General features: G+C 65.3%; 19 protein-coding genes. 15 read left to right on the plus strand and 4 right to left on the minus strand.

Annotated elements, in window-relative coordinates; translation table 11 throughout:
* Positions 1-62 precede the first annotated feature (62 nt).
* The 3 genes from JFU57_RS06960 to aspA all read right to left on the minus strand — a co-directional run bounded on the left by JFU57_RS06960 (position 63) and on the right by aspA (position 3,564).
* On the minus strand, positions 63-1,145 hold the full coding sequence (locus tag JFU57_RS06960) for a 5-(carboxyamino)imidazole ribonucleotide synthase (RefSeq protein ID WP_201128618.1): 1,083 nt from the start codon (positions 1,143-1,145) through the stop codon (positions 63-65).
* A gap of 11 nt (positions 1,146-1,156) precedes the next feature.
* Entirely contained in the window at positions 1,157-1,648 is a 492-nt protein-coding gene (purE, locus tag JFU57_RS06965) for a 5-(carboxyamino)imidazole ribonucleotide mutase (protein ID WP_020298262.1), read from the minus strand.
* 491 nt (positions 1,649-2,139) lie between these two features.
* On the minus strand, positions 2,140-3,564 hold the full coding sequence (aspA, locus tag JFU57_RS06970; protein WP_020298261.1) for an aspartate ammonia-lyase: 1,425 nt from the start codon (positions 3,562-3,564) through the stop codon (positions 2,140-2,142).
* A gap of 180 nt (positions 3,565-3,744) precedes the next feature.
* Between aspA and JFU57_RS06975 the strand changes: the two genes are divergently transcribed.
* The 11 genes from JFU57_RS06975 (at position 3,745) to JFU57_RS07025 (ending at position 16,200) form a co-directional block, all read left to right on the plus strand.
* A complete protein-coding gene (locus JFU57_RS06975) occupies positions 3,745-4,662 on the plus strand; it encodes a LysR substrate-binding domain-containing protein (RefSeq protein WP_078470408.1) in 918 nt (305 codons plus the stop codon).
* A gap of 105 nt (positions 4,663-4,767) precedes the next feature.
* The gene (locus tag JFU57_RS06980) at positions 4,768-5,448 is read left to right on the plus strand and encodes a hypothetical protein (protein ID WP_201128619.1); all 681 of its coding nucleotides are present in this window, start codon (positions 4,768-4,770) and stop codon (positions 5,446-5,448) included.
* Between the two features lie 58 nt (positions 5,449-5,506).
* A complete protein-coding gene (locus JFU57_RS06985) occupies positions 5,507-6,526 on the plus strand; it encodes a beta-ketoacyl-ACP synthase 3 (protein WP_201128620.1) in 1,020 nt (339 codons plus the stop codon).
* Positions 6,526-7,533: an NAD-dependent epimerase/dehydratase family protein gene (locus tag JFU57_RS06990; RefSeq protein ID WP_201128621.1), complete on the plus strand. Its 1,008-nt coding sequence runs from the start codon at positions 6,526-6,528 to the stop codon at positions 7,531-7,533. The genes JFU57_RS06985 and JFU57_RS06990 overlap by 1 nt, the downstream gene beginning before the upstream one ends.
* Entirely contained in the window at positions 7,530-8,384 is an 855-nt protein-coding gene (locus tag JFU57_RS06995) for an MBL fold metallo-hydrolase (RefSeq protein WP_201128622.1), read from the plus strand. Before JFU57_RS06990 ends, JFU57_RS06995 begins: the two co-directional genes overlap by 4 nt.
* The gene (locus tag JFU57_RS07000; RefSeq protein ID WP_201128624.1) at positions 8,374-9,732 is read left to right on the plus strand and encodes a F390 synthetase-related protein; all 1,359 of its coding nucleotides are present in this window, start codon (positions 8,374-8,376) and stop codon (positions 9,730-9,732) included. The genes JFU57_RS06995 and JFU57_RS07000 overlap by 11 nt, the downstream gene beginning before the upstream one ends.
* The gene (locus JFU57_RS07005; RefSeq protein WP_201128625.1) at positions 9,720-10,880 is read left to right on the plus strand and encodes an ATP-grasp domain-containing protein; all 1,161 of its coding nucleotides are present in this window, start codon (positions 9,720-9,722) and stop codon (positions 10,878-10,880) included. The genes JFU57_RS07000 and JFU57_RS07005 overlap by 13 nt, the downstream gene beginning before the upstream one ends.
* Positions 10,877-12,016: a hypothetical protein gene (locus JFU57_RS07010; protein ID WP_201128627.1), complete on the plus strand. Its 1,140-nt coding sequence runs from the start codon at positions 10,877-10,879 to the stop codon at positions 12,014-12,016. Before JFU57_RS07005 ends, JFU57_RS07010 begins: the two co-directional genes overlap by 4 nt.
* Entirely contained in the window at positions 12,013-13,029 is a 1,017-nt protein-coding gene (locus tag JFU57_RS33495; protein WP_201128629.1) for a Rieske 2Fe-2S domain-containing protein, read from the plus strand. Before JFU57_RS07010 ends, JFU57_RS33495 begins: the two co-directional genes overlap by 4 nt.
* A gap of 619 nt (positions 13,030-13,648) precedes the next feature.
* Positions 13,649-15,100, plus strand: coding sequence for an alanine/glycine:cation symporter family protein (locus JFU57_RS07020; RefSeq protein WP_078470400.1), 1,452 nt, complete (start codon positions 13,649-13,651; stop codon positions 15,098-15,100).
* 98 nt (positions 15,101-15,198) lie between these two features.
* Positions 15,199-16,200 carry an asparaginase gene (locus tag JFU57_RS07025; RefSeq protein ID WP_201128630.1) on the plus strand — a complete coding sequence of 334 codons (1,002 nt, stop codon included), beginning with the start codon at positions 15,199-15,201 and terminating at the stop codon, positions 16,198-16,200.
* 72 nt (positions 16,201-16,272) lie between these two features.
* Here the strand turns inward: JFU57_RS07025 and JFU57_RS07030 are convergent, their stop codons facing one another.
* The gene (locus JFU57_RS07030; protein ID WP_238596141.1) at positions 16,273-16,818 is read right to left on the minus strand and encodes a hypothetical protein; all 546 of its coding nucleotides are present in this window, start codon (positions 16,816-16,818) and stop codon (positions 16,273-16,275) included.
* Positions 16,819-17,011: 193 nt separating this feature from the next.
* Here JFU57_RS07030 and JFU57_RS07035 point away from each other — a divergent pair, with 193 nt between their 5' ends.
* The 4 genes from JFU57_RS07035 (at position 17,012) to JFU57_RS07050 (ending at position 22,372) form a co-directional block, all read left to right on the plus strand.
* The gene (locus JFU57_RS07035) at positions 17,012-18,004 is read left to right on the plus strand and encodes an AraC family transcriptional regulator (RefSeq protein WP_078470397.1); all 993 of its coding nucleotides are present in this window, start codon (positions 17,012-17,014) and stop codon (positions 18,002-18,004) included.
* A gap of 154 nt (positions 18,005-18,158) precedes the next feature.
* On the plus strand, positions 18,159-20,066 hold the full coding sequence (locus JFU57_RS07040; protein ID WP_201128631.1) for an ankyrin repeat domain-containing protein: 1,908 nt from the start codon (positions 18,159-18,161) through the stop codon (positions 20,064-20,066).
* Between the two features lie 161 nt (positions 20,067-20,227).
* Complete coding sequence (locus JFU57_RS07045) at positions 20,228-21,259, plus strand: histone deacetylase family protein (RefSeq protein WP_201128632.1); 1,032 nt, start codon at positions 20,228-20,230, stop codon at positions 21,257-21,259.
* Positions 21,260-21,271: 12 nt separating this feature from the next.
* A complete protein-coding gene (locus tag JFU57_RS07050) occupies positions 21,272-22,372 on the plus strand; it encodes a polyamine ABC transporter substrate-binding protein (protein WP_078470394.1) in 1,101 nt (366 codons plus the stop codon).
* Positions 22,373-22,581: the final 209 nt, after the last annotated feature.

Consider the following 22,581-nt stretch of genomic DNA (forward strand, 5'->3'; position numbering starts at 1 on the left):
TTTGGCATCCTGCCATCAGAGAACGGCGGCGAACGAAGGTTCCCGCCGGCACTCGGGTTTTGTTACTCGGCGATCAGCGCCTGGACCTTGAGGATCTGCGCTTGAAGGGTCGCCAGGTCCTTGCAACGCAAGTTGGCATGACCCACTTTGCGCCCGATCTTGAAGGCCTTGCCGTAGTGATGCAGGTGGCAGTCGTCGATGGCGATGACCTTGTCCACTGGCGGCACTTCACCGATGAAGTTGAGCATGGCGCTCTCGCCAACCTTGGCGGTCGAACCCAGTGGCAAGCCGGCCACAGCCCGCAGGTGGTTTTCGAACTGGCTGCACTCGGCGCCTTCGGTGGTCCAGTGCCCGGAGTTGTGCACCCGTGGGGCGATTTCGTTGGCCTTGAGGCCACCGTCGACTTCAAAGAACTCGAACGCCATCACGCCGACGTAATCCAGTTGCTTGAGCACGCGGCTCGAGTAGTCCTCGGCCAGGGCCTGCAATGGATGGTCGGTACTGGCCACGGACAGCTTGAGAATGCCGCTGTCGTGGGTGTTGTGCACCAGCGGATAGAACCTGGTTTCACCATCGCGGGCACGCACGGCGATCAGCGAGACTTCGCCGGTGAACGGCACGAAGCCTTCCAGCAGGCAGGCAACGCTGCCCAGTTCGGCAAAGGTGCCGACCACGTCTTCAGGTTTGCGCAGGACTTTCTGGCCCTTGCCGTCGTAACCCAGGGTGCGGGTTTTCAATACGGCCGGCAGGCCGATGGCGGCTACCGCGGCGTCCAGGTCGGCTTGCGACTGGATGTCGGCGAACGCCGGGGTGGGAATCCCCAGGTCCTTGAACATGCTCTTTTCGAACCAGCGATCGCGGGCGATGCGCAGGGCTTCGGCGCTCGGGTAGACCGGAACGAATTGCGAAAGGAAGGCCACGGTCTCGGCCGGCACGCTTTCGAACTCAAAGGTCACCAGGTCCACTTCATCGGCCAATTGGCGCAGGTGGTCCTGATCGCCGTAATCGGCCCGCAGGTGTTCGCCCAATGCCGCGGCACAGGCGTCTGGCGCCGGGTCCAGGAAAGCGAAGTTCATCCCCAGCGGCGTACCCGCCAGGGCCAACATGCGGCCCAATTGGCCGCCACCGATTACACCGATCTTCATCGTCAAAAACCTCAGGCGACGCGTGGGTCTGGATTGTCCAGGACGCTGTCTGTCTGTTCAGCGCGGAATTTTTTCAGCACGGTATGAAACTGCGGGTGCTTGGCGCCCAGGATGCTCGCCGACAGCAGCGCGGCGTTGATCGCGCCAGCCTTGCCGATGGCCAGGGTGGCAACCGGAATGCCGGCCGGCATCTGCACGATCGACAGCAGGGAGTCGACGCCCGAGAGCATCGACGACTGCACCGGCACGCCCAGGACCGGCAGGTGGGTCTTGGCCGCACACATGCCTGGCAAGTGGGCCGCGCCGCCGGCACCGGCGATGATCACCTCGATGCCACGCGCCTCAGCCTCTTCGGCGTACTGGAACAGCAGGTCCGGGGTGCGGTGGGCAGAGACCACTTTCACCTCGTAAGGGATGCCGAGCTTTTCCAGCATATCGGCGGTGTGGCTAAGGGTGGACCAATCGGACTTGGAGCCCATGATCACGCCAACCAGTGCACTCATCGTCGTGCCTCTTCTCTCTGGGCGCCCGCAGGCGCGTCAAAAAACAACAAGCCACGCAAAATGCGTGGCTTGAATGTACGAATTATGGCCAGGCGAACCGGCCGAAGGCCGCGCAGTATACCGAAAAAGCCGCACTAAACGCACTTTCGCCGACCACCTGTCATACAAAGTATTTCCACAGCAAAACCCCGATTTTATTGACCCGGAAGTCAGTTCATCCACCCCCGAAAACACCGTGGCCGCTGCCAAGGAACGAGGCTGCGCTGGCCGGATCGGACGCCGTGGAGTGTCAGGTAAATGAGGCAGCATTTAGTAGGGGCAGCGTCCGAGCGCGGCCCGAGCCTGCGGCAGCGGCTACAGAATTACGCCGTGGGGCATCAAGGTACAGGCAAAAAAAAGGGCCTGGAGAGTGATCTCCAAGCCCTCAAAAGGTGAGAGGTGTCTAGTCCCTCGACCTGGTGAGCGGTGTTGCGTGTTCAGTGTCGCGTCGGTTACGCCTTCAACGGCACCAGACGCGGAGCAATCATGTTTTCCGGGCGCAGGATGTCGGCGAGCATGGCTTCGTCGAGCAGGCCTTCTTCGCGCACCAGTTCCAGCACGCCGCGGCCGCTTTCAAGGGCGATACGGGCGATGCGGGTGGCGTTTTCGTAGCCGATGTACGGGTTCAGCGCGGTGACCAGGCCGATCGAGTGCTCGACCAGTTCGCGGCAGCGCTCTTCGTTGGCGGTGATGCCGACGATGCAGTGCTCGCGCAGCATGTCCATGGCGCGTTGCAGCAGGCGGATCGAGTCGAAGATCTTGAAGGCGATCAGCGGCTCCATCACGTTCAGTTGCAGCTGGCCGCCTTCGGCCGCGATGGTCAGGGCCAGGTCGTTGCCGATGATCTGGAACGCCACCTGGTTGACCGCTTCCGGGATAACCGGGTTGACCTTGCCGGGCATGATCGAGCTGCCGGGCTGACGCGCTGGCAGGTTGATCTCGTTGATCCCGGTACGTGGGCCGCTGGACAGCAGGCGCAGGTCGTTGCAGATCTTCGACAGCTTGACCGCGGTGCGCTTGAGCATGCCGGAGAACAGCACGAAGGCGCCCATGTCGGAGGTGGCTTCGATCAGATCGGCTGCCGGTACCAGCGGGTGACCGCTGATGGTCGCCAGGCGCTGCACGGCCAGGTGCTGGTAACGCGGGTCGGCGTTGATGCCGGTACCGATGGCGGTGCCGCCCAGGTTGACTTCGGTCAGCAGCTCCGGAGCCAGGGTCTTCAGGCGTGCCAGGTCTTCGCCCAGAGTGGTGGCGAAAGCACGGAATTCCTGGCCGAGGGTCATCGGCACGGCGTCTTGCAGTTGAGTGCGGCCCATCTTCAGGACGTGGTTGAATTCTTGACCCTTGGCTGCGAACGCCTGGATCAGGCTGTCGAGGCTGGCGAGCATGGCGTCGTGGCCCAGCAGCAGACCCAGGCGGATCGCGGTCGGGTAGGCGTCGTTGGTCGACTGCGCCATGTTCACGTCGTTGTTCGGGTGCAGGTACTGGTACTCGCCCTTGCTGTGGCCCATGGCCTCCAGCGCGATGTTGGCGATGACTTCGTTGGCATTCATGTTGGTCGAAGTGCCAGCGCCGCCTTGAATCATGTCCACCACGAACTCTTCGTGGAAATCGCCGCGGATCAGACGGGCACAGGCTTCGCTGATGGCAGCGTGCTTGGCTTCACTCAGATGACCCAGCTCGCGGTTAGCGTCAGCGGCGGCCTGCTTGACCATCGCCAGGCCGACAACCAGCTTGGGGTAGTGCGAAATCGGAACGCCGGAGAGACGGAAGTTATTCACCGCTCGCAGGGTCTGGATGCCGTAATACGCTTGAGCCGGTACTTCGAGTACGCCAAGCAGGTCTTTTTCTGTGCGGAATGATGCAGCGGAGGACATGATAGAAATCATCTCAATATGGACCCGGTCTGTGCCGGAACGCTTCGAATGCTAGGCCTACAGGCAATTTAGGGCCAATGCTGTTAAACACTGCCCTATGCATAAACGGCATAATGCCCATGTGACGCCGCGTGTACGGCGAGCGTGTGACCTAAAATGGTGCGTGTCCGGGAGGACGTGATGAATCTGGAAAGCAAATGGCTCGAGGACTTCAGTGCCCTGGCCGCCACCCGCAGCTTCTCGCAGGCCGCCGAACGGCGCTTCGTGACCCAGCCCGCCTTCAGCCGGCGGATCCGCAGCCTGGAGTCGGCGCTGGGCCTGACCCTGGTCAACCGTTCCCGCACGCCCATCGAGCTGACGGCAGCCGGGCAGCTGTTCCTGGTGACCGCGCGCACCGTGGTCGAACAACTGGGTGAAGTTCTGCGGCATTTGCATCACCTGGAAGGTGGCCAGGGCGAGGTGATGCAGGTCGCGGCCGCGCACTCCCTGGCGCTGGGGTTCTTCCCGCGCTGGATCGCGCAACTGCGCAACGAAGGCCTGAACATCGCCACGCGGCTGGTGGCGACCAATGTCGGCGACGCGGTGCATGCCCTGCGTGAAGGCGGTTGCGACCTGATGCTGGCCTTCTATGACCCGGACGCCGCCATGCAGATGGACTCGGAAATCTTCCCGTCGCTGCACCTGGGCCACACCGAAATGCTCCCGGTGTGCGCCGCCGGGCCGGATGGCCAGCCGCTGTTCGACCTTGAGGGCGAAGCCAGCGTGCCGCTGCTGGCCTACAGCGCCGGGGCCTTTCTCGGGCGCTCGGTGAACATGCTGTTGCGCCAGCGCGCACTGCGTTTTACCACGGTGTACGAAACCGCCATGGCCGACAGCCTGAAAAGCATGGCCCTCGAAGGCCTGGGCATCGCCTGGGTGCCCCAATTGAGCGTGCGGGCCGAACTGGCGCGCGGCGAGCTGGTGGTCTGCGGCGGCCCGCAATGGCATGTGCCGCTGGAGATTCGCCTGTACCGCTGCGCCCTGGTGCGCAAGGCCAACGTGCGCCTGCTGTGGCGCAAACTCGAAGGCGGCGCGGCGCAAAACACCACCAGTGCCTGAGTACGACGCCTGGCGCCCCGTGACCCCAGGGGCGCTGAAAGACATCAGCACCAACCATCGCGCAAACCCGTAAACTGCCGCCCTGATCAGGTAACGGACACCGGTTTGAACACCATGGAATTGCAGTTCACCATCACCCCCGCCCACACCGCCGCCAGAATCGCACCGCAGCTGGCGCGCGAAATGCAGCAGCACGACCAGCACATGGACAAAGTGACCCAGCTGCAGAATCGGCTGGCTGCCCGCCTTGTCCCGCCCCTGGTCACGGCCCTGGCGTTTGCACTGCCGCTGGCCGGCGGCCTGGCCGCGATTTACTTCCCGCAGCGTGTGTTCAGCGCTGAAAAAATCATCGCCATGGTCCTGTTCGGCCTTATCTATGGGCTGGGCTGGCGGCTGTTTTCCGGGCGCTGGCTCAAGCGCCTGCAAGGCAACATCAAACTCAAACCGATCCCCTCAGGCACGCCTTTGCGCGGGCTCAATCAACGCCTGGTGGAGGCCAAGCTGCGGATTCCACTCAAGTCCACCGAAGGTGCCTATCGTCTGCTGCTCGACGACCAGGGCTTCACCCTGACCCACGCCAATGGCGCCACGGGCGGGCTGGCCTGGGAGCAGGTCGCGCACCTTGAGCAAAGCCCCGATTTCTATTGCCTGGCGAGCACCGACCTGTACCGCCAGGGCAAGGCCTACAACATCCCCAAGCACAGCGACCTGATGGACCCCGACGAGTACCAGCAGGGCATCGCGCTGCTGCTGGAAAAATGCCCGGTGGCCCTTGCGCCGGCTTGATCACCCCCTGCCTTGCCGCCATTGGCGCGCAGCCTGACCGCCCACACACGGAACCTGAATGCACACATCACAGCCTTCGCCCCTGCCCTCCAGAGCCGTGGCCATCCTCGGCACCGGGCATGCCCTGCCCGAGCGGATCGTCACCAGTGCCGAACTGGACAAGCAAATGGGCCTGGCAACCGGCAGCGTGGCGCGCATCAGCGGCGTGGTGCAGCGGCATGTCGCCAGTTGCGCAGACAACGCGGCCAGCCTGGGGGCCAGCGCGGCGCGCAAGGCACTGCTGGCGGCGGGAGTCGAACGCGAGCAACTGGACCTGGTGGTCTGCGCCAGCGGCACCCAGGATCAGGGCATGCCGTGCAATGCCGCGCTGCTGCACCGCGAGCTGGGCCTGGGCCAGTCGGGCATTCCGGCCCTGGACATCAACGCCAGTTGCCTGGGGTTCATTGCCGCCCTCGACACCCTGTCCTGGCCGCTGATTGCCGGGCAGTACCGACGCATCCTGCTGGTCTGCGCCGACATCGCCTCCTGCGGGCTGGACTGGCAGCAGGTCGAAGTCAGCGGCATCTTTGGCGACGGGGCCGCCGCCGTGGTGCTGGGCACCAGTGACGCCGGGCCGAAGATCCTCGCCTCGCGCCTCAAGACCTTTTCCGAAGGCGCCGAGCTGTGCCAGATCCGCGCCGGCGGTTCGCGTTATCACCCGCGACGCATCGATGAACCGTTCGAGCCCCTGACCAGTTTTTCGATGCAGGGCAAAGGCGTGTTCCGCCTCGCCGCCAAACACCTGCCGAACCTGTTGGCAGAACTGCTGAGCCAGGCCGGCCTGCAGCAAGGGCAGATCGACTGGGTGATTCCGCACCAGGCCAGCCAGCAGGCGATGCAGCACGCGGCCAGGCGCCTGGGGTTCGGCTCGCAGCAGGTGGTCGACATCTTTGCCCGGCACGGCAATCAGGTCGCGGCCTCCCTGCCCACGGCCCTCGACATTGCGGTACGCGACGGGCGCATCCAGCGCGGGCAACGGCTGCTGCTGATCGGCACCGGCGCGGGCCTGTCCCTCGGCGGCATGATCCTGGAGTACTGATGAAAGTCCTGGTCACTGGCGGCAGCGGGTTTATCGGCAGGCATCTGGTGTGGCGGCTGGCGGCCGAAGGTTGCGAAGTGTTGTTCAGCGGACGCAATGCCCAGGCCGCCGCCGAAGTCATCGCCCTGAGCCCGGCGCCTGTGCGCTGGCTGGCCCTGGACCATGGCAGCCCCCAGGCCGAGGCGCTGCTGGCCGACGCCAGCCAGGGTTGCGATGCCATGGTGCATTGCGCGGCGCTGTCTTCGCCCTGGGGTTCGCCCCAGGCCTTTGCCCAGGCCAACCTCGACTCCACCGCCGAGGTGATCAACGCCTGCCGCGTCAATCAGGTGCGGCGCCTGGTGCACCTGTCGACACCAAGCCTGTATTTCGATTTCCGCGACCGCCTGGGCATCCGCGAGGACCAGCCGCTGCCGCCCCCGGTGAATGACTACGCCCGCAGCAAGGCCCAGGCCGAAGTGCTGCTGGCTCAGGCCGGGCTTGGCGAATGCGTGATCCTGCGACCACGGGCGGTGTTCGGCCCCTGGGACGCGACCCTGATGCCGCGTCTGCTGCGGGTGATGCAGCGCGGGGCGATTCCGCTGATGCGCGGCGGCCGGGCGCAACTGGACCTGACCTGCATCGACAACCTGGTGCAGGCGGTGTGGCTGGCCCTGACCCGGCCGCTGCCGCGTGCGCTGTGCGTGTACAACCTGAGCAACGGCACGCCGCTGAGTTTCAAGGAACTGCTGGAGAAAATGGCCCGCCAATTCGACCTTCCCTTGCGCACCCGACGCCTGCCCTGGCGCCTGGTGGACCGGGTGGCATACCTGCTGGAGTTGCGCGCGCGCCTGGGCAACGGCGCCGAACCCTTGATCACCCGTTACGGCGCCGGGGTCCTGGCGTTCAGCCAGACCCTGGACATCAGTGCGATCGAGCGCGAGCTGGGCTACCGCCCGGTCATCAGCCAGGAACAGGGCATCGCCCAGCACGCCCAATGGTGGCTGGCACAACAGAGGCAACAACCATGAACCGCCGCGTGAGCTTGAAGATCCTGCGGGCCGGCTGGTGCCAGCACCTGGAATGCATGGCCGACCGTGGCGGGCGCCTGGCGCCGGTGCAGTTTCCGGCCTTGTGCGGGCTGATCCAGCACCCGGACCACGGCTGGATTCTGTACGACACCGGCTACGCCGAGCACTTCTTCCAGGCCACCCGGGCCCTGCCCGAGCGCCTGTACCGCAGCGCGGTGCCGGTGCAGTTGCCGGTGGCGGAACAGCTGGGGGCCCAGTTGCATGAGCTGGGCATCGGCCCGGCTGATATCCGCTACGTGATCATTTCCCACTTCCACGCCGACCATATCGCCGGCCTGCGGGACTTCAGCAATGCGCGTTTCATTGCCCTGGAAGCCGATTACCGGCATATCGACAGCCTGCGCGGCCAGCGTTGGCGCGCCACCCTCGGCGGCCATCTGCCGGGGTTGCTGCCGGACGACTTCAACGCCCGCCTGAACCTGGCCGAAGCCAGCCCCAGCTGCGCGCTGCCGGGCTGGATGGCGCCCTTCGAGCAGGGCCTGGACCTGTTCGGCGATGGCAGCCTGATCGGCGTACCGCTGCCGGGGCACAGTGCCGGCCAGCTGGGGCTGTTTATTCCCGATGCCCAGGGGCGGCCGGTGTTCCTGGTGGCCGACGCCTGCTGGTCGGTGCCGGCCTGCCGAGCCAATCGCCTGCCGGCGGCACCGGCGCTGTGGTTTTCCAGCACCGATCAACGGCAATACCGGCGCACCTACAGCGGCCTTGGCCAGTTGCTCCGGCGCGAACCGGCGGTGGCGGTGCTGCCGTCCCATTGCACCCGGGCCTGGGAGGCCTTCGTCGATGAACAGTGAGCGCCTGTTGAGTACGTTGCGCAGCGCGGGTTCCTTCATTCTCAGCCGCTATGGCCTGCAATTTCGCCGGCGCGACCGGCTGGAAGCCTGGCAGGCCAGGCGCCTGGCGCATTTCATGACCCGGGTCATGCCTCAGGCCCGACGCTTCAGCCCCCTGCCGGGGCAAACCCTCGACAGCCTGCCACTGATGGACAAGGCCACGCTGATGGGCGACTTCGCGGCCTACAACACCCGCGACCTGAGCCTGGAGCAGGTGCTGCCGCTGGCGGTCCAGGCCGAGCAGTCCCGGGATTTCAGCCCAACGCTGGGGGATATCACGGTCGGTCTGTCCAGCGGTACGTCGGGGGCCCAGGGGGTGTTTCTGGTGAGCAGCGTCGAGCGCCAGCGCTGGGCCGGCATTCTGCTGGCGCGGACCCTGCCCCGGGCGCTGTTGCCACGGCTGCTGTGCCCGTGGCTGGCACCGCTGCGAATTGCCTTCTTCCTGCGGGCCAACAGCCGCCTGTACACCACCCTGGCCAGCCGCCGTATCGACTTTGCCTTTCACGACCTGACCCTGGGCCTGGCACCGTCCTTCGAACGGTTGAACCAGCAGGATCCGGATGTGCTGGTGGCCCCGGCCACCGTGCTGCGCGGCTTGGCCCAGGCGGCCCTGGCCGGGCAGCTGCGGATTCGCCCGCGGCACATTTTGTCGGTGGCCGAGGTGCTGGAAAGCGCCGACGCCGAGGCGGTATTCGCCGCGTTCGGGCGCCAGCCGCAGCAGATCTATCAGGCCAGCGAAGGCTTCCTCGGCTACACCTGCGAGGCCGGGACCCTGCACCTCAACGAGAGCCACCTGCATATCGAGCCGCAATGGCTGGATGCCGCGCAGACGCGTTTTCAGCCGATCATCACGGACTTTTCCCGGCGCACGCAGATGATCGTGCGCTACCGCCTCAACGATATTCTGCGGGTCGCCGCGGCGCCCTGCCCCTGTGGCCGCGCCGAGCGCGCCATCGCGGCGGTGGAAGGTCGGGCCGATGAAATCATCTGGCTGCCGAGCCTCGATGGCCGGCAGCTGCGAGCCCTGTATCCCGACGTGCTGCGCCGTGGCCTGCTGATGCTCGGCCCGGCCCTGGAGGAATATGAAATTCGCCAGCAGGGGCTGACCTGGCACATCAACCTGCGCACCCGGGAGCCTTACCCTGACGTCTGCCAACGCCTGGCCGAGGCTCTGCATCTGCTTTGCGCCGAGCACGACCTGAGCCCGCCGGGCCTGAGCTTCGGCCACTGGCTGGCGCCGCCGCCCCAGGCCAAACGGCGACGGATCCAGATGCTGCAACAACCCGAGGGTTTGCCATGCATGTACTGATTCTCGGCGCCCGCGCCCCGGCGTGCCTGGAGTGGGCCCGGGCGTTCCAGCACGCCGGCTGGAAGGTCACGGTGGCCGACTCCCTGGCCCAGCCCTTGAGCCGCTTCAGCCGTGCGGCTGAACACTTCGTGCGCCTGCCGGAACCCAAAACCAACCCCCAGGCCTGGATCGACGCCCTGGCCACGGTCATCCGTCAGCAATCGGTGGACCTGCTGCTGCCGACCTGCGAAGAGGTGTTCTACCTGGCTCACGGCCTGGAGCGCCTGCGGCCGCTGTGCCGGGTGTTCACCAGCGACTTCGACCTGCTGCACCGTCTGCATCACAAGGGCGATTTCGCCGCCATGACCCAGGGCTGGGCCGTGGCAGCGCCGCCGACCCAGGTGCTGCACGACCTGGCGGCGTTGCAGGCCTTGGCCGCCGAGGGCGAAAACCTGGTGCTCAAGCCGGCGTATTCGCGCTTCGCCTCCCAAACCTTGATCCGCCCGAGCGCGGCGCAACTGGCGAAGATCCAGCCCAGCGTCGATGCGCCCTGGGTCGCCCAGGATTTTGTCGCCGGCCAGGAATATTGCAGCTTCAGCGTGCTGGTGGACGGCCAGTTGCGTGCCCACAGCTGCTATCAGCCGAAGTACCGGGTCGGGCGCGGGTCCGGGATCTATTTCCAGGCCTGCGCGCCGCTGCCGATTCGCGCCTTCCTTGAGCAATTCGGTCGCGAAACCGGCTACACCGGCCAGGTGGGCTTCGACTTTATCGAGGATGCCCAGGGCCGTTTCCATGTCCTGGAGTGCAACCCCAGGGCCACCAGCGGTGTGCACCTGTTCGACGACCAGCGCTCGCAACTGGTGGCGGCGTTGAGCGAGAACGCCGGCGCAAACCCGCCACTCGAAGCCACCCTGGAGCCGCGCATGATCGCCCTGGCCATGCTGCTGTTGGCCGCCCCGCAACGGGCCTTCAGCCGCCCCTTCTGGAAGGACTACCAGCACGCGCGGGACGTGATCGTGCAGGATGGCGATCGCGGTCCACTGCTGGCCCAACTGCTGAGCCTCGGCGAAATCATCGGCCGCGCCCTGACCCGACGCTGCGGTTTGCTGGCCGCCTCCACCGCCGATATCGAGTGGAACGGCCAAACCCTGGACGCCCCCCGGCCATGAAGCTGCTGCTGCCCGAACAACTGGCCACTCTGGCGCCCGGGGCTGACGACAGCCAGGCCCTGCGCTACGTGCGCACCTGCGCCGGCGGTGCGCTGATCGGCAATGTCAGCTGCACCCTGGCCCTGCTCGACACCGGCCAGCAGCAGTTTCCGGTGAGCATCACCCACGGCACCGAACCGCCGGACAACTGCTACGTGGTCTCGCCGCAAACCGCCTACAGCGGCTACGCCCGGGAAGAACTCAAGCGCCTGAACCGCCCCTGGCTGGCCTGGCCCTTGAAGCTGCTGACCCAGGGTGTCGACCGCCTGCTGCGCGCGGCCCAGGTCGACCGGCTGGTGCAGGTCAACAACTGGCTGCTGTCGACCAACCTCTACCCCGCCGACTGGGATGGCGCCGACCTGCCGGCGATCACCGACCTGCTGCGGCGGCAGTTTCCCGAACATGGCTTCGGTTTCCGCTCGCTCAACGACTTCAGCAACCTGGAGCTGCGCCAGCGCCTGCAAGCCCTGGGCTACCTGGCGATCCCCAGCCGCCAGGTGTACCTGTTCGACGGTCGCGAGGGCGAACGCTCAGCCTTCCTGCGTCATCACAACACCCGCCTCGATGCCACGCTGCTGCGCCGCAGCCCTTACACCGTGGTGCATGGCGCGCAGTTGCAGGCCGCAGACTTCGAGCGCATCGAGCTGTTGTACAACCTGCTGTACCTGGACAAGTACTGCACCCTGAACCCGCACTACAACGCCCAATGGCTGCAACGCGGCCACGCTGAGGGCTGGCTTGAGCTACGGGCCCTGCGCAATCCCGAGGGGCGGATCGATGGCGCCCTTGGCTGGTTCGCCAACAGCAGCCTGATCAGTGCCCCCATCGTCGGCTACGACACCGCATTGCCCCAGCGCACCGGGCTCTATCGACAACTGACCCGGCTGTGCCTGCAGGAAGCCGTGGAGCGGCGCCTGGTACTCAACTTCAGCTCCGGCGCCGCGGCGTTCAAACGCCTGCGCGGCGGCCAGCCACAGATCGAGTACAGCCTGATCCAGGTCGGGCATCTGCCCCTGGGCCGGCGCCTGGTGTGGCAACTGTTGAGCCTGCTGCTGACGCGCATCGGCGTGCCCCTGATGAGGAAACTCAAACTGTGAAGCCTGATAACGCCTGGTGGCCCGTGGCCCTGAGCCACACGCTGCGAAAACAGCCGTTGGGCTGCACCCTGCACGGCGTGCCGCTGGTGGTGTTTCGCGATGCCCAGGGACTGCCGGCGGTGCTGCCCGACCGCTGCCCCCATCGCTTCGCGCCGCTGAGCGCCGGCCGGGTGCACAACGGGCAGATCCAATGCCCGTATCACGGCTGGCGCCTCGACGCCCAAGGCCGCTGTACTCATCTGCCCGGCCAGCAACAACAGCGATGCAGCCAGCCGCTGCTGCAACCGCTGCCCAGCTGCGAAGCCCATGGGCTGGTGTGGGCCAGCCTGGTGCCAGAACGTCCGGCCAGCCCTCCGGTCGCCCCTGCCGAACAGCAACAGGCGCTGGACACCTTCTGGATCACCGACCAAGTGCGCTGTTCGTTGCAGGATGCGGCAGAGAATTTTCTCGACGGGTTCCATACCCATTTCGTGCATGCCGGCTGGATTCGCCATGACAAGCAACGCCAGCACATCACGGCCTGGGTCCAGGCGCTGAGCGACGGGGTGCAGGCGCAGTACAGCGAGGAAGGCACCCAGTCGGGGCTGATTTCACGGCTGTTCGAGGGTGAACGCGGGGTCAGCATGGGACGCTTTCGCCTGCCCGGGCTGGCGGAAATCGAATACCGCGATCGGCAAGGACGCCTCAACCTGTTGGTCAGTGCCTGGCTGGTGCCGGCCGCCGACGGCCAGCTGCGCCTGTTCGCCCGCATCGCCACCGCCCGCGGCCGGGCCCCGGCCTGGCTCAAGCGCAGCGTGCTGCACCCTTTGTTCAAGGTGATCCTGCGCCAGGACCGGCAGATCCTGGAAAAACTCAGCGCCAACCAGCAGCGCTTTGCCGCCGTCCCCCTGCGCTGGCGCCGGGAAAGCCCGCTGGACAGCTCCCAGGACCTGTTGGGGCCGTGGATCAGGCAGCTGTTGCAACAGGGGGAGATGCAGGGGTTTCAAGAGCGGCGGGAGGAATTTTGGATCTAAGCGGCAAGCTGCAAGTTAAAAGGCTCCGGGGCTCCAGTGAGCCTTGTGGCGAGCGAGCTTGCTCGCGCTGGCCTGCGCAGCTGGCCTAAACCCTGTACGCACCGTTTGTCAGGTATACCGCGCAAACTTTCTTTGCGGCCGCTGCGCGGCCGAACGGGAGCAAGCTCCCTCGCCACAGAAGCACAAAGCACAAAGCACAAAGCACAAAGCACAAAGCACAAAGCACAAAGCACAAAGCACAAAGCACAAAGCACAAAGCACAAAGCACAAAGCACAAAGCACAAAGCACAAAGCTCCAGGCTCCAGGCTTGCGGCTTGACGCTTGCATCTGCCTCTCGATGCTGGAGCGTTTCAGCTCCAGCGGGGCTGCCGTTCCTCGGTCAAATGCGCAACATGCAGACGGCAGGCGTGCGCACCGGTATAGTGCGGCCCCTCTTCGCATGAGCGGCCGTCGGTAACGAGGCCTGACCCCATGCGAAACCCGAACTAATAACAACCCGCGATATGGACCCGGGACGAAGCCCGCCCCACCCGTTGTGCTGTCTGCGCGACGAGGTGTAACGAAATGTTTCGTTCCATCCAGCATTTGCCTCTACAAAAAAACAGCGAGGAATACTCCATGCTCGAAGTCATCAACGACTTCCTCTCAGGGAAAGTACTGATCGTGCTCATTGTCGGGCTCGGTAGCTACTTCACGATCCGCTCGCGTTTCGTTCAATTGCGCCACTTTTTCCATATGTTCGCGGTATTTCGCGACAGCCTGAAGAGCAGCGCCGGCCAACTCAGCTCGTTCCAGGCGCTGATGCTCAGCCTCGCCGGCCGTGTCGGCGCAGGCAATATCGCCGGGGTCGGCATCGCCGTGACCCTGGGTGGCCCCGGTGCCGTGTTCTGGATGTGGGTGACCGCGCTGGTCGGCATGTCCAGCAGCTTCTTCGAGTGCTCCCTCGGCCAGCTCTACAAGCGTTGCGACGCCGAAGGCCAGTACCGTGGCGGCCCGGCCTATTACATCCAGCACGGCCTGCAGAAACGCTGGCTGGGCATGGTCATGGCCTTTTTGCTGCTGGTGACCTTCGGTTTCGCCTTCAACGGCTTGCAAGCCCACGCCGTGACCCACTCGCTTCAGGACGCCTTCAACTTCGACACCACCTACTCCGGCCTCGCCCTGGCCGTGCTGCTGGGCCTGGTGTTCGTCGGGGGCATCAAGCGCATCGCCAAGGTCGCCGACCTGCTGGTGCCGGTGAAAACCCTGGCCTACATCGGCGTGACCCTGTACGTGATCGTGCTGCAGATCGACCACGTGCCCGGGATGCTGATGACCATCGTCAAAAGCGCCTTCGGCCTGGACCAGGCGTTCGGCGGCCTGATCGGCAGCGCCATCATCATGGGCGTGAAACGCGGCGTATTCGCCAACGAAGCCGGCCTGGGCAGTGCGCCTAACGTGGCTGCCGTAGCCTCGGTCGAACACCCGGTGGCGCAAGGCGTGGTCCAGGCGTTCAGCGTATTCCTCGACACCTTCATCATCTGTACCTGCACCGCGCTGCTGATCCTGCTGTCGGGCTTCTACACCCCGGGCTTCGAAGGTGACGGCATTGCCCTGACCCAGAACTCCCTGGCCGCGGTCGTCGGCGAATGGGGCCGGGTCTTCATCTCGGTGGCCCTGTCGTTGTTCGTGTTCACCTCGATCCTCTACAACTACTACCTGGGCGAGAGCAACCTGCGCTTCCTGCTCGGCGAGAACCGCGACGCGCTGATCGCCTACCGGGTGCTGGTGCTGGTGCTGATTTTCTGGGGCGCGATCGAGAACCTGGGCACGGTGTTCGCCTTTGCCGACATCACCATGACCATGCTCGCGTTCGTCAACCTGATCGCGCTGTTCCTGCTGTTCAAGATCGCCCTGCGCGTGCTGCGCGACTACGACGACCAGCGCGCCGCCGGGATCAAGACCCCGGTGTTCGACTCCAGCAAGTTCCCCGACCTGGACCTGGACCTGAAAGCCTGGCCGGCCAACCCGCCAGCCGCGCCTGCCGCGCCACAGACCCAAGCTGAAGGCGTGCCCGCAGCGCAACGCTGATCGGCCAGTAACCGGGCGCCCCCCCTGCGCCCGGCGTGACACAGCGCGTGGCCGGCGTCATGCTCGGCCACCGCTGTCATCGTCCTCGGAGACCCTCCATGAATGCCCCGACCTATCCTGCCGCCCAGCACGTCATGGTGCTTTACACCGGTGGCACCATCGGTATGCAGGCCAGCGCCAACGGCCTGGCGCCGGCTGCCGGATTCGAAGCGCGGATGCGCGACTACCTCAACAGCCAGCCGACGCTGACCGTGCCAGCCTGGCGCTTTCGCGAAATGGCGCCGCTGATCGACAGCGCCAACATGACCCCCGCCTACTGGCAGAACCTGCGTGAAGCGGTGGTCGATGCCATCGACCAGGGCTGCGACAGCGTGCTGATCCTGCATGGCACCGACACCCTGGCCTACAGCGCCGCCGCCATGAGCTTCCAGTTGCTGGGCCTGCGCGCACCGGTGGTGTTTACCGGTTCGATGCTGCCGGCCGGCGTGCCCGATAGCGATGCCTGGGAAAACCTCGGCGACTCGCTGGTCGCCCTGGGTCAGGGCCTGGCCCCGGGGGTGCACCTGTACTTCCACGGCGAGCTGCTGGCGCCGACCCGCTGCGCGAAAATCCGCAGCTTCGGCCGCCACCCGTTCGCCGCACTCAAGCGCCAGGGCGGCGCGGCCAGGGCCGAAACGCTGCCGGCGCAACTGGACTATCGCCAAGCCAGGCAACTGGCCAAGGTCGGCGTGCTGCCGTTGTTCCCCGGCATCGGTGCCGAGCTGCTGGACGGCGTGCTCGCCAGTGGCATCCGGGCCCTGGTGCTGGAGTGCTTTGGCAGCGGCACCGGGCCGAGCGATAACCCGCAGTTCCTGGCCAGCCTGCAACGGGCGCATGCGCAAGGGATTGTGCTGGTGGCGATCACCCAGTGCCATGAAGGCGGGGTCGAGCTGGACGTCTACGAAGCCGGCAGCCGCCTGCGGGGCGTGGGCGTGCTGTCCGGTGGTGGCATGACCCGCGAAGCGGCGTTCGGCAAGCTCAATGCGCTGCTCGGCGCCGGCCTGGACGGAGCCGAAGTGCGGCGCCTGGTTGAGCTTGATCTGTGTGGCGAATTGAGCTGAAGCCCGTGCCAAAGAGCCGGTGGCTACTGCAGTAGCCGCCGGCTCGAGCACGAGCACAGGGCGGGTGACAGGTTACTTTTTGACCGAGTAATCCTGGCCCCAGACCCGTACCGAACTCGACTGCTCGATCGGTCCTTCAAACACGAACTTCTGCCGTACCGCCGCCTTGGGCGGGATGGTGACTTCGTCCGGGTTGTCGAGGCTGGCGGTCAGGCCGTTGGCATAACCATCCTGGTCGATGGCCAGCAATGCCCCGGTCTGCTTGAGGTTGATCAGCCGCAACTGGCTGTCGCTGCTGTTCTTGAACCCCAGGGTGACGTTGAAGCTGTCGCCGCTGGCTTCGGTCTTCAAGACCTGGACATCGACGCGGTCTTTCATTTGTTCACGGGAGGAAATGATCGAGGCACCGTCGACGCCTTGCGCCGATTGGCGACCGTCGAGCACGCCTTCGCTGACGCCACCCAGCAGGTTCTTGCCCGCCGAAATGGCCGACGAGACCGCAGACTTGGCGGAATCCTTGAGGGTGCTCTCGCTGGCCGGCTCGCCTTCGGCCAGGCACAGCGAACTGAGCAGCAGGCTGGAAACCAGGAGCAGGGAACGCGCGGGAATGGGGGTCATACATAGTCCTTTATCGGGTTGCAACACCGCCACCGGGGGGTGATTGGCAGGCAGGTTGCACCAATCAATGCGCCAAGTCACTAGCCACATGTCCCCCAAAACGCCCCACGCGGCTGGCCGGCGAACCGCAGGTTTTGCCGCGAGCGGCATGTAACTTGCTCGGTTTAGCGGTTCATCATGGCTGGAGACGAGCATGTTGCACTCCCACCTCACGACCCTGAACGCGGTGTCGCTGATCCTCAATGCCTTCAAGGACCAGGGTTTGTCCAGCGACGCCCTGCTTGCCGGCAGCGGCATCAGCCCCGCCGACCTGAGCCGGGCCGACACCCGCATCACCACCAATCAGGAGATGCTGGTCTGCGCCAACGCCGTTGCGCTGCGCCGCGATATCGGCCTGGAACTGGGGCGGCGCATGCATGTTTCGTCCTACGGCATGCTCGGCTACGCCCTGCTCACCAGTGCCACCTTCGGTGACGCTTTGCGTCTGGCGCTGCGTTATCCGGCGCTGCTGGGAACACTTTTCGAACTGAGCCTGGAGCAGGACGGCGAGCGCGTCTGGTTCGCCGCCAGCGATTACCGGGAAAACCCGGCGATGGCCGTGTTCAATATCGAGTTCTGCCTGGTGTCACTCAAGGTCATCTGCGACGACCTGCTGGGCCGCCCGCTGCCGCTGCTGGGGGCCCGCTTCGAATACCCGGCCCCCGACTATCAGGCGCGCTACAGCGAACGCTTCGAATGCCCGCTGCAATTTGCCGCCACGACCAACGCCTTTGCCTTCGACCGGCGCTGGCTCGACCAACCGCTGCCACTGGCGGACGCCATCACCCACCAGGCCATGGCCGAGCGCTGCCGCAAACAGAACCTGGAGTTCACCGGGCGCCAGGCCTGGCTCGGGCGTATCCGCCAGTTGCTCACTGCGCAGCTCGACGCCGCCCCGGGGCTTGAGGGCCTGGCGGAACAGATGAACTGCTCGGCGCGGACCTTGCGCCGTCACCTCAAGGACCTCGGTTGCAGCTATCAGGAATTGCTCGACGAGCTGCGTTTCGAACGCGCCAAGCAGATGCTCTGCGAAGACCAGGTGCCGATCTACCGGATTGCCGAGGCCCTGGGCTTCAGCGAAACCGCGAGCTTTCGCCATGCCTTTATCCGCTGGAGCGGCGTGGCGCCCAGCCAGTTCCGGCCCTGAGCACCTGCTTACGACCTGGCGAGCAACCCTCAGCCCCGTTTAACGCCCCAGGACCAGGCACAGCGGATCGGCAACAGGTTCTGCGAGAAAGCCCGGCATAAATGCGTTGCTTGCATTACATTGCCGCCTTTCGAGACCGCCAAGGACTGCACCTTTGAAACACTCCACCGGCTCGCGTCGCCTGCGCGCGGCATTGATCGCGCTGCTGTGCCTGGGCGCCGTGCCCACCGTTCAGGCCTTCGACCTCGACCTGGGCAAGATCAAGTGGTCGCAACTGCAGCGCGACATGCGGCTCGACGCTCCCGAAAGCGCCACCCTGCAAATCAAGGCGTTCCCCGTACCCGGCCAGCCGCAGGCGCCAGCGCGGGTGGTGCTCAGCCAGTACCGCGGGCTGTTCTACCTCAACGCCTATGCCGATCCCAAGTACCAGCAGCGGGTCTACAAATCCCCTGCCTTGCAGCTGTTCACCGCCCAGGAACTGCGTGACTGCGTGCCGCAACATGAGCCGATCCCGGTCGCCGACAACTGGCCGGTCAGCAATGACCTGGAGCCCGGGCTGAGCCTGACCCAACTCAGTTTCAACTGCCGCAACAGCGACTGGCAGCTCAGCAGCCGCTACCTGTTGATCGACATCCGCGATCCCCAGCAGCCGCTGCTGGCCTTCAGCCGCCGCAAAGACCTGTCGCAGATGGACTTCACCCCGCTGCAACCGATCGACGCCGAGGTGCAGGAGCAGTGGCTGCAAGCCTTGCAGCGCTTCCCGAGGTGGTTTCAGCCCTTCAGCAGCGGCGCCGGCACGCTGACGATCAACCCTTACCCGCCGGCTCCGGCGGCAGACCGCGTGTGGGACGAATTCCGCCAGTTGCACGGCCAGCTGCGCAGCGCCAAGGACAAAGGGCCAGGCATCGCTCGGGTCAAAGACTTTTTCGCCAGCCATGACTTTCGCACCCTCGCCCCCGGGGAAAGTACCTACCCCGGCCTGCTCAACGACATCGCCTACTGGACCAGCGAAGCCGGCCAGCTGCAAACCGCACGTCCGTGGCTGGCCGAGGTACTGCGCCGCGACCCGGCGCGGGTGCCGAGCTACCTCAACCTGGCGGACCTGGATTGGGCGCTGTTTGAACAGCAGCCCTTGAACAACGAGCATCAGGGGCGAGCCGTGGAACGCTATCGGGTGTACTGCGGCCTGCGCCTGCAACGCCAACAGACCGTGCCGGCCCGCGTGCTGCAACGCCTCGATGTGAAGGCCGCCACCCCGCAGGCGTGCCAGGGGTTCTGGCCTCTGGTCAGCGCCGTGGATGCCGGCGATGCCGCCGAGGTCCAGCGCCTGCTGGAGCAAGGGATCAGCGGCGAAGTCATGGCTGACGACGGGCGCAGCGCCTTGCTGCACGCCCTGGATGCGCCGAACCTGGACATCGCCCGCCAGCTGCTGGCCCATGGCGCCCACACTCGCGGCCTCTACAACGGGAGCACCCTGGCCCTGTTGGCCATGCGCAACGATCTCAGGGACAGCCCGGACCTGAACCAGGCCCGGCGCCTGAAGTTCCTCCTAGACGCCGGGGTCGCCATCGACGAGCAAAGCAGCAGAGGCGCCACCCCGTTGCTGGAGATGGCCCGCAGCCGTCGGGATATCGAGGGTTTCACCTGGCTGATGCAGTACCCGCAAAACCTCGACCTGCGCACCCCGGACGAAGGCGAAACCGCGCTCTGGCGCGCGCTCGACGGCAACAACTACGCCGCGGCCCGGCAACTGATCGCTGCCGGCGCCAACCTCGACCTGAGCTACGGACGCGGCACCTGCCATAACCAGCCGATCGGCAAGAGCCTGCTGATGCGGGTGGCCGAGCAGACCGCCGCCGACAGCAAGGAGCCTGCGGTCAGCGTGCAGGACAGCCTGGACATGTTCACCCTACTGTTGGAACACGGCGCCAACCCCAACGTCGGCCAATACTGCGAAAAGAAAGGTTATGCGCTATTGCTGGAAACCCTGGCCCGGCAAAAACGCCAGGATATGCTCCAGATCCTGCAACGCCTGAGCCCGCCCCCCGCCGGCAAAAGCTGAAGCCGCGCGCCCCGCAATGGGGCGCAACGCCTCGTTAAGGGGCGAAATTCGGACAAAGACTTTGGCCATATCGATCCCTTTTTGGCCGCTACCGACGTTCTCCGAAAGCCTCGGCGCCGCAAGACTGTGGAACACCGAATCAGCCTGCGGAGAACAAGAAAATGCTGACGATCTACTCGGATGACCACCACCTGCACCACGGCCGCTGCGAACTCATCGACGGCCGCCTGATGCCCTGTTTTGAAATGCCGTCCCGCGCCGACCATGTCCTGGCGCGCGTGCAGTACCGCAACCTGGGCCCGGTCGAGGCCCCCAAGGACTTTGGCCTGGCACCCATCGAACGCATCCACAGCCGCGCCTATCTGGACTTTTTCAAGGGGGCCTGGGATCGCTGGGCCGCCACCGGCACCGACGGCGACCTGCTGCCCTACACCTGGCCCGCGCGCACCCTGCGCAGCGTGATACCCACCAGCCTGCACGGCCAGTTGGGCTACTACAGCTTTGACGGCGGCGCGCCGATCACCGCCGGTACCTGGCAAGCCGCCTACAGCGCAGCCCAGGTGGCACTGACGGCCCAGGCGGTGATCCAGCGTGGCGCACGCAGCGCCTTCGCCCTGTGCCGGCCGCCGGGGCACCACGCCGCCAGCGACCTGATGGGCGGCTACTGCTACCTGAACAACGCCGCCATCGCCGCCCAGGCCTTCCTCGACCAGGGCCACAAAAAAGTCGCGATCCTCGACGTCGACTACCACCACGGCAACGGCACGCAATCGATCTTCTACGCGCGCAACGATGTGCTATTCACCTCGATCCACGGCCACCCGGAAGCCGAGTTCCCGTTTTTCCTGGGCTACGACGACGAACTGGGCGAAGGCCCGGGCGCTGGCTGCAACTTCAACTACCCTCTGCCGGCGGGCAGCGGCTGGGACAGCTGGAGCGCGGCGCTGGAACAGGCCTGTGGGGAAATCACCCGCTACGGCGCCGACATCGTGGTCGTGTCGTTGGGCGTGGACACCTTCAAGGATGATCCGATCTCGCAATTCAAGCTCGACAGCCCGGACTACCTGAGCATGGGCCAGCGCATCGCCGCCCTGGGCAAGCCGACGCTGTTCGTGATGGAAGGCGGTTATGCGGTGGAAGAAATCGGCATCAACGCCGTGAACGTTCTCGAAGGTTTTCAAAGCGCCCAGTGAGGGATCCGCACCATGAACAGTCTCAAACGCTTTATCGCCCCAGCCCTCTGCGCGGCCTTGCTCAGCGGCGCGGTGCAGGCTGAAGAACGCACCCTGCGGGTCTACAACTGGTTCGACTACATCACCCCCAAGGCCCTGGAGGATTTCAAGGCGCAGAACACCCAGATCAAGCTGGTGTACGACATCTTCGACACCAACGAAGCCCTGGAAGCCAAGCTGCTGACCGGCAACTCCGGGTATGACGTGGTGGTGCCGTCCAACGTGTTCCTGGCCAAGCAGATCGAGGCCGGGGTGTTCCAACCCCTGGATCGCAGCAAGCTGCCCAACTGGAACCACCTCGATCCCAAGCTGATGAAGCTGATCGAGGCCAACGACCCGGGCAACAAATTCGCCGTGCCCTACATGTACGGCACCATCCTGATCGGCTTCAACCCGGCCAAAGTCAAAGCCGCCCTGGGAGACAACGCACCGGTGGACAGCTGGGACCTGATCTTCAAGGAAGAGAACATCAGCAAGCTCAAGCAGTGCGGCGTGGCGCTGCTGGATTCACCGTCGGAGATCCTGCCCCTGGCCCTGCAACACCTGGGCCTGGACCCCAACAGCAAGAAGCCGGCGGATTACGCCAAGGCTGAAGCGCTGCTGATGAAGATCCGCCCCTACATCACCTATTTCCATTCATCCAAGTACATGGCCGACATCGCCAATGGCGATATCTGCGTCGCGGTCGGTTACTCGGGCAGCTTCTCCCAGGCCGCCAACCGCGCCAAGGAGGCCAAGAACGGGGTGACCGTGGACATGCGCCTGCCCAAGGAAGGCGCGCCGATCTGGTTCGACATGCTGGCGGTGCCCAAAGGCGCGAAAAACCCGGAAGACGCCTACACCTTTATCAACTACCTGCTGCAACCCCAGGTGATTGCGCCGGTCAGCGACTTCGTCGGCTACCCCAACCCGAACAAGGACGCCACCGAACGGGTCGACCCGGCGATCCGCAACAACCCCAACCTGTACCCGACCGAAGCGGCGATGGGCACCCTCTACACCCTGCAACCGCTACCGCGTGACGCGGAACGCGCCCGGACCCGGGCCTGGACCAAGATCAAGTCGGGGACCTAGCAGCAGCGGCAAGCTTCAAGCTTCCAGCGGCAAGCCATAGGGGATCACCCTCCCCCTGTGGCGAGCGAGCTTGCTCGCGCTGGCTTGCGAAGCAAGCCCAAATCCAGCCAGCGCAGTACATCTGAAACACCGCGATTACCGCCTTTGCGACCGCTTCGCGCTCGAGCGGGAGCAAGCTCCCTCGCCACAAAAGAACCAAGCGGCAAGCT

Origin of the sequence: Pseudomonas sp. TH07, from assembly GCF_016651285.1 — a bacterium.
Taxonomy (GTDB): domain Bacteria; phylum Pseudomonadota; class Gammaproteobacteria; order Pseudomonadales; family Pseudomonadaceae; genus Aquipseudomonas.

Bases quoted from the DNA above. Each gene is read 5' to 3' on its own strand.
- JFU57_RS06960 (WP_201128618.1), bottom strand. From the start codon at position 1,145: ATGAAGATCGGTGTAATCGGTGGCGGCCAATTGGGCCGCATGTTGGCC.
- purE (WP_020298262.1), bottom strand. From the start codon at position 1,648: ATGAGTGCACTGGTTGGCGTGATCATGGGCTCCAAGTCCGATTGGTCC.
- aspA (WP_020298261.1), bottom strand. From the start codon at position 3,564: ATGTCCTCCGCTGCATCATTCCGCACAGAAAAAGACCTGCTTGGCGTA.
- JFU57_RS06975 (WP_078470408.1), top strand. From the start codon at position 3,745: ATGAATCTGGAAAGCAAATGGCTCGAGGACTTCAGTGCCCTGGCCGCC.
- JFU57_RS06985 (WP_201128620.1), top strand. From the start codon at position 5,507: ATGCACACATCACAGCCTTCGCCCCTGCCCTCCAGAGCCGTGGCCATC.
- JFU57_RS06990 (WP_201128621.1), top strand. From the start codon at position 6,526: ATGAAAGTCCTGGTCACTGGCGGCAGCGGGTTTATCGGCAGGCATCTG.
- JFU57_RS06995 (WP_201128622.1), top strand. From the start codon at position 7,530: ATGAACCGCCGCGTGAGCTTGAAGATCCTGCGGGCCGGCTGGTGCCAG.
- JFU57_RS07000 (WP_201128624.1), top strand. From the start codon at position 8,374: ATGAACAGTGAGCGCCTGTTGAGTACGTTGCGCAGCGCGGGTTCCTTC.
- JFU57_RS07005 (WP_201128625.1), top strand. From the start codon at position 9,720: ATGCATGTACTGATTCTCGGCGCCCGCGCCCCGGCGTGCCTGGAGTGG.
- JFU57_RS07010 (WP_201128627.1), top strand. From the start codon at position 10,877: ATGAAGCTGCTGCTGCCCGAACAACTGGCCACTCTGGCGCCCGGGGCT.
- JFU57_RS07020 (WP_078470400.1), top strand. From the start codon at position 13,649: ATGCTCGAAGTCATCAACGACTTCCTCTCAGGGAAAGTACTGATCGTG.
- JFU57_RS07025 (WP_201128630.1), top strand. From the start codon at position 15,199: ATGAATGCCCCGACCTATCCTGCCGCCCAGCACGTCATGGTGCTTTAC.
- JFU57_RS07030 (WP_238596141.1), bottom strand. From the start codon at position 16,818: ATGACCCCCATTCCCGCGCGTTCCCTGCTCCTGGTTTCCAGCCTGCTG.
- JFU57_RS07035 (WP_078470397.1), top strand. From the start codon at position 17,012: ATGTTGCACTCCCACCTCACGACCCTGAACGCGGTGTCGCTGATCCTC.
- JFU57_RS07045 (WP_201128632.1), top strand. From the start codon at position 20,228: ATGCTGACGATCTACTCGGATGACCACCACCTGCACCACGGCCGCTGC.
- JFU57_RS07050 (WP_078470394.1), top strand. From the start codon at position 21,272: ATGAACAGTCTCAAACGCTTTATCGCCCCAGCCCTCTGCGCGGCCTTG.